Raw genomic sequence first — 421 nt, 5'->3', positions numbered from 1 at the left:
AAACGGTCTGGGAGGGCTTGGAAAGAGCGGGATACGCGCCGGCGACCTTGCGCGGCAGCCAGACCGGCATCTTCGTGGGTGTGGCGGCCAACGAGTACGCGCATCTGCTGTCGTCGTAGTCCATCGACAAGATCGAGCCGCACTTCATCACCGGCAACGCCCTCAATGCCATTTCCGGTCGCGTGGCCTTCGCGCTGGGACTCGAGGGACCCGCGGTGGCGATCGACACCGCCTGCAGCTCGGCGTTGGTGGCGGTCAATCAGGCCTGCCAGGCACTGCACTCGGGTGATTGCGAAATGGCGTTGGCCGGCGGCGTGAACGTCCTGCTCTCGCCGGTGACCGTCGTCGCCGCATCCCGCGCCAGGATGCTGTCCCCCGTAGGGCGGTGCAAGACGTTCGACGCCTCCGCGGACGGGTATGT

General features: G+C 66.7%; 1 pseudogene. It reads left to right on the top strand.

Annotation, left to right across the window (positions count from 1 at the left end):
* Nucleotides 1–17: 17 nt before the first annotated feature.
* Nucleotides 18–421 (top strand): annotated as a pseudogene (locus tag RM572_RS29430) (beta-ketoacyl [acyl carrier protein] synthase domain-containing protein); the annotation flags it as partial.

Source organism: Streptomyces hazeniae (genome assembly GCF_031845485.1).
GTDB lineage: Bacteria > Actinomycetota > Actinomycetes > Streptomycetales > Streptomycetaceae > Streptomyces > Streptomyces hazeniae.
The sequence above is the reverse complement of the archived record's forward strand: the minus strand, read 5'-3'. Positions and strand labels throughout refer to the sequence as shown.